The organism is Hoylesella shahii (assembly GCF_937990675.1).
GTDB lineage: Bacteria > Bacteroidota > Bacteroidia > Bacteroidales > Bacteroidaceae > Prevotella > Prevotella shahii.
Window position 1 is genome coordinate 55063 of record NZ_CALKQY010000056.1, and the last position, 6019, is coordinate 61081.

6 protein-coding genes and 1 pseudogene are annotated in these 6019 nt (G+C 38.7%); 1 reads left to right on the forward strand and 6 read right to left on the reverse strand.

The window, feature by feature from the left end; translation table 11 throughout:
• Positions 1–14: 14 nt before the first annotated feature.
• On the forward strand, positions 15–1535 hold the full coding sequence (locus QME03_RS08370; protein ID WP_281724067.1) for a leucine-rich repeat domain-containing protein: 1521 nt from the start codon (positions 15–17) through the stop codon (positions 1533–1535).
• Positions 1536–2414: 879 nt separating this feature from the next.
• On the opposite strand, the gene QME03_RS08375 is transcribed toward QME03_RS08370, so the two are convergent.
• The 6 genes and pseudogenes from QME03_RS08375 to QME03_RS08400 all read right to left on the reverse strand — a co-directional run.
• The gene (locus QME03_RS08375) at positions 2415–2618 is read right to left on the reverse strand and encodes a hypothetical protein (protein ID WP_281724068.1); all 204 of its coding nucleotides are present in this window, start codon (positions 2616–2618) and stop codon (positions 2415–2417) included.
• 211 nt (positions 2619–2829) lie between these two features.
• A complete protein-coding gene (locus QME03_RS08380; RefSeq protein ID WP_281724069.1) occupies positions 2830–3765 on the reverse strand; it encodes a DUF4435 domain-containing protein in 936 nt (311 codons plus the stop codon).
• Between the two features lie 32 nt (positions 3766–3797).
• Positions 3798–5096, reverse strand: a complete 1299-nt coding sequence (locus tag QME03_RS08385; RefSeq protein WP_281724070.1) for an AAA family ATPase — start codon at positions 5094–5096, stop codon at positions 3798–3800.
• A gap of 3 nt (positions 5097–5099) precedes the next feature.
• Positions 5100–5459, reverse strand: a complete 360-nt coding sequence (locus QME03_RS08390; RefSeq protein WP_219483288.1) for a hypothetical protein — start codon at positions 5457–5459, stop codon at positions 5100–5102.
• 126 nt (positions 5460–5585) lie between these two features.
• Entirely contained in the window at positions 5586–5840 is a 255-nt protein-coding gene (locus tag QME03_RS08395) for a transposase (RefSeq protein ID WP_281724071.1), read from the reverse strand.
• Positions 5841–5882: 42 nt separating this feature from the next.
• A pseudogene (locus QME03_RS08400) lies at positions 5883–6019 on the reverse strand (IS982 family transposase); the annotation flags it as partial.

A 6019-nucleotide genomic window follows, 5' to 3' on the forward strand; every position in this document is an offset into this window, starting at 1 on the left:
CATTTTTATTATACATGCTACAGATTTTTACAAACAAAAAGAACCTCGCAACTATGGCGTTCGCCATGATGTGCACCGTGGCTTTCGCCCAAGAAAAGCGTGTTACGCTTACCCAAGCTGGAACGTTGAGCAGTCAAATTGCTGCCGAAGAAAAGCTTAACATCACCAATCTTTCTATCACTGGACCAATAAATGGCACCGACATCTTGTTTATTCGCGAGATGGCGGGCGCTGGTAAGGAAGAGAATTTGTCGACCACGGGCAAACTAACCCACCTCAACTTGCAAGCGGCCAACCTGGTTAATGGTGGCGACTCGTACTATTTCGTTCAAAAAAACGGAAGCAAAAAGGGTTACAACATTGCTGAAGATAACCTTGTAGACCATTATATGTTCTATGGTTGTGACAAATTGGTGAACGTGACTCTGCCTGCCAATACGCTAAAAATTAACAACTATGCCTTCTTTGGCTGCAAATCGCTCGCTAGCATCACCATCCCCGCATCGGTAGACTATCTTGGCGATTATGCTTTTGCAAAATGCGAAGCTCTGAAAAAGGTGGAAATTCCTGCTTCGGTAAACAACATGGGCAATGCTGCGTTTAACAGTTGTACGGCCTTAGAAACCGCTACATTTGACAAAGACTGCGAGATAACCAACATACGACGCAAAACTTTTGAGGGCTGCACCGCCTTGAAAACCGTTAAACTGCCATCAACGGTTGAATCCTTAGGTTTAAGAGCGTTTGCCAACTGCAGCTCGCTCTCTTCGTTTACCTTGCCTGCGTCGTTTATCGAGAAGGCATCAGACACTTTCGAAGATACCCCCATCAAGAACTACTACGTTGAAGATGGTATCGAAGGCTTTGCAGCTGTTGATGGCGTGCTCTACAACGAAGACCTCTCTACCCTGCTTCTCTACCCCGTAGCACGCACAGATCAGTCGTTCACAGTGCCCGAAAATGTAATGGCCATCGGCGAACAAGCTTTCTTTGGCGCTACAAACCTAAAGAGCGTTAAGCTGCCTAGCCGTCTTACTAACATTCTTGAACAGGCCTTTGCCAAATCGGCGATAACCGAAATTGAGTTCCCTGCCGAACTTACTTCTATCGAATCAGAGGCTTTCTCCAACTGCCGCAGTCTCACCAAAGCCACATTTAAGGGTGGCATTAGTGGCATTGGCGCAAAAGCCTTCTTGGCAACCCGACTAAAAGAGGTGACATTTAACGAGATGAATGCCGTGCCTGAACTAGGTAGACAAACGTTCTTCACACTTAACCGCGACCTCAAATTCTATGTGCCCGACGCAAAAATAGAAGCATTTAAGCAAGCCATTGTTAGCGCTAATGCCTCTAACGAGGGGCGTTATGAGGTTGTGGGCCTCAGCGCCACTGGTATTAGCAATGTTCAAAACACTGACGCTGCAGCCGAAGTGTCGCGTTTCAATGCTGCAGGCCAGCGTGTTTCGGCCCCCGTTCGCGGTCTCAACATCGTGAAAATGGCTAACGGCAAGACCGTTAAAACCATTGCCCGATAAGGCCTAGCTTCTTTTTAGAATACACATCACACTATGGTTGTGCCACCTACCCTTATAAAGGTAGTCGGCACAACCTTTTGTTTTTATAACCCTAAAGCACTGATTTGGGGTCCACATCTGCCCAAACGCAAAAAAGCAATAAAGCAATGAAGCAGGACAAACGTTGGCAAAATACCCAAGATTTGACCAACACAAAACACTTAGGCAATATCAACGAAGCATATTGAGGTAAAAATACTTTACACCACTACACCATTAGACCCCTCCATTCTAGACAAAAAAGGGGGCTAAAACCTATGAAAAAGCACAAACTTGCCCCAAATTTGGCCACGGCCAAATGCATTTTTCAGACTCATTTTTGCAATTACATAGTAAATCACCTCGCTAGAAGCAATTTTTTCACCAATTTTGGGTTCGCCATTTCGCTAACAAATATGGCATTTTTGCTAAAAAACAAGCCTGCAAAAAGGTGCTATTGGGCCAGTAAAACATAGGAGTTAGCACTGCGTTTTGTAGGAGATAGCACTGCTAACTCCTACAAAACGCAAGGCTATCTCTAGCTAATAGCAAGGCTAAAGCATGCATATTGCAAGGTAAAATGAACCAAATAGCCGAGAAAACAAGCTAAAAACATAGTTTTAGCACAAAAAAACAGCATTTTCAACAAGATAAAACAAACCCGAGCAGTGATGCAGATAAAAATGACCTTGACGCCTATTTGCAAACGCAAAAAAGCAACTAAAAAGCCCTTTTTGCTCTTCAAAAACCATAAATCGCTACAAATCAACAACTTGCAGCTTCGAAAATACAGCAGAAAAACCGCATCGCTATAAACTAAGTGAACAAAGCCGCGTGAAAATATGTTAATTTTTAGTCTATTTATTTTACAAACCCTTTATTTACCACGCCCTCTCCCCTCCAAACATTGCCTCTTGTTATAGCCCCTAAAGCATCAGCGTATAGACCAAGAGCTACGCCTGTTCGCGATAAGCACTCGCTTAGAAAAGTTTCATCGGCATCTAAATTCTTGCAGAACTCATCCAGTATACAAAACATTTCAGTAACTTTGTCTGTGGTAATCATCGCCACACACGTTTTGTAAGTTACTGATTTACAACTATAAAACCACAAAACAATAGCAAGATTACCAACTTTTTAGAACACTTTCTTATCCCGAACTGACGGAAAGTATTCAAAGAAAATAAACAAGAGGCTGTTTGTCAACTCTTGCCTATGACAAAATATCATAATAAGGCTTGTCTCTTCAGTATATTACGAATACGCAATCTTACTACTATACAGCCCAAAGGTTGAATCTATTATTATTCCAGTTGTCTATGCTTTTGTACAGATCAGTCTTTTTAAAATCCTCCTTGGCATAACCAATTCTGATCATAGTTGCAATGTTTTTATCGCTATATTTTTTTGCCTCTTGAGGATTATTGGAATGAAGTATGTTTCGAATAGCATAAACCAAATCATGTCCATTTGTGAATAAAAGAAGTTTACTATCATCGATAGGGTTCTGTTGTATAAACTGGTTCATTGTATTCAAGTCTGGAAATGATGTTTTGTTAGAATTTCCTTTCTCTTTTACATGTAGAAGTACACTCTGTACATTGATAGGTTGACTGTTGGATGCTACTTGAGCAATATCAATTCCATTGAAGCTAATTCCGTCTTTATCAGAACCTCTCTTTATAATTATTTTGTCATTATAATAACGGAGATATGAGATGTTTTTTAGGGAGAGCATTGCTTCTATCGATAACTTTGGATATTCTTTGTTTATTGTTTCCAGACAAATTTTTCTACAGACATTTGGAGTCAGCATCATTGTTTCCATATCGTGGGCGTCAGTTATCATAAGATTGGCAATATTATGACTGATTTTATTTATATGATCAAAATCAGCATCTTTTATGCCTATGACGCAATATTTGAGCTGCTTATCTGTGCTTACAATCTGCATAACATTCTTTACTTTTAGGCAATTTCCAGTACAATAGAATTCTACAGCCTGCACATTAAAGAATTTTTTCAAAGCTTTTTCATCGTCTTCCCCCTCAACGACAATTATTACATCCTTATGATCATGACGTTGTATATTTAGTCTTATTGTTTCTACAATACTTGGGGGGTCGTTCGCCTCCAATACGGTGTTCCCCAATGATTTATTATCTTCTACGCAAGATAGGGGTTCGCTTTCCTGCAATACGGAATTTTCCATCAGGTTATTTGTTTGTTAAGTAATAAAGGTTTTTAGTCATACATTTTTGTTAAGTAATAAAGGTCTTGGGTCATACTAAGACCTCTGCTTACAATGCTTGGCGAATGAGTAGCGATGATAATCTGTAGATGCTTGACAGAAGCTATTTCCTTCATATCATCTACGATTGTCTTCTGCCATGCGACATGAAGTGAGTTCTCTGGTTCGTCAATCAACAATAAACCTTGGTCAGGCACCTCATATATTAAACGATACAGCATTATGATTTCATTCTGTTCACCACTTGAAAGTTTATATTCGTCTATAATATCGCCATTGTTCGATTTGATTTTAAACCCATGCTGAGTAGATGTTTCAACAGATTTGTTTGCAAACCCCTTAGAAGTCAGTATTTTATGAAACAAGTTTGTCTTTTCTAATATTGTTGAAAATTTGCTGAACTTCTCCTTGAGTCCTTTAAGATAAGCAAAGAGTACTGCTTTGTTTTCTTCGTTATATTCTGGAATTTCTACTTTTTCTGCAAGCTTATATTCAGCGGCTGTGTTCATCTGATTCTCAACTTCAGTCTTCAACTCATTGTATGAAGATAGTGAGCAATCTTCATAAATTGAACCTAATACTTTTTTGATAAAAATTGAATCGATTCTTTGTGAATGTATTAGATAGTCAAATCTAGCATTTGTCATTTCATCCTTCAATGCCTCACGAACTTTCTCTATTGGCAGTTTTTCATTCTCTTCATAGGCTTCATTATAGATTCGATTTGCCGGTATGTAGTAAGAACGTAAGGTTTTGAGCTGCATCAGGAACTGTTCCTGTCCATTTGCTTTGGCAATATATTCATTGAATTCTTCGTTATCTAATAAGATTTCTTCTTTTTCTCTATTAGACAAATCGTCAAACGCCCTACGTCTACTATATGTCCCTTTAAAGAAATTGTATGAACGGCGTGCTTTTTCAATGTTTGTTCTATTATATACACAATGAGTGAGTGGTTCTCCCGTAGCTTTGTTCCAGATAAATCTGACCTCTTTTTCCAACTCGTCCTTATAGTCAATAGCAGATCTACTTTCTACTTCTGTTTTATAATTCTGAGTGATATTTAATATAGTATTATTATCAAAAGAGATTATTATTTCGCTGAATTTAATAATATAGAAATAATATAGTGACTTAGGATTAAGGGATTTTAAAATGCGTAGAATGGTAGTTTTACCATATCCATTAGGACCTGTGAGAATAGTTATCTGCTCTTTCTCTTCGCTATTGAAATCTATATCATAGTTATATTGGTCGTAAAGGTTTTTGATTTGTAGTCTTGAAATTTGCATGGTTTATTTATTATAATATTCACTTAGCTCTTGTTGAAGAGAGTCGTTCACTGTATAGCTTGCTTCTTTTTCAATATTCTTGTTGCCTTCTGATTGGATTGCAGACATATATTCCGGATAATCATCTCCTTTGGATACATTGTTTTTCCATTGCATAGCTCTAAGGTTTCTTGTAAAGTCATCACCCCCCAGAATAACAGGGAAAACATGGTCAACTTCCCATCCGAAGACAGAATCTCTCATCCCATAATGAGCCTTGAAGATCCACGCACCGCATGCATCTTTTCTTATAGAGTCTTTATCATAACCTTCTACAATCTGGGCATGATTCCAACAATATTCTTTCTTTTCTTCGTCTGTCATAATAGTAAGTTTTTTGGCATTAAAAATTTGTTGAATGCCTATCTATGTTGCAAAGATACTATATTTTTTTTGTTTGTTTCTATAATAACAAATTAAATATCATTGCGATCTACAGAATATTTTGGTTTATCCGGCATTTCGAGTGATATGGCAGTCATGCAGTGCATAGAGTCTTAGTGTTAAGTATCTCTCAACCCTGAATCCATACGCATTTCGTTTCATTACTTTAATCTTGTTATTGATGCCTTCGACTTTTCCTATTGATAGATGGTAGCCGTACCAAGCTAGAATTCCTTTCCGGTAGGTCCTCATGGTAACAGCCTTTTTCTTTAGCTTTGTATTTTTGCTCTGTTTTGCCAGCCTTATCCAGTCATCAAGCATCTCTTCCCCTATAGACTACGACAGTTCGGGATAAGGGTTTGCTTAGAAAAGTTCCAATTGCCTAGTCTTTTCAATGCGCACGGGCAGTGCCTCTGGCTTATTCTCGAAGAAACAGTATGCAGCTAATGCCGCACAGAGATTCATGAGGAAGTTATGTACGGAGCGATGGCGTGAATGGA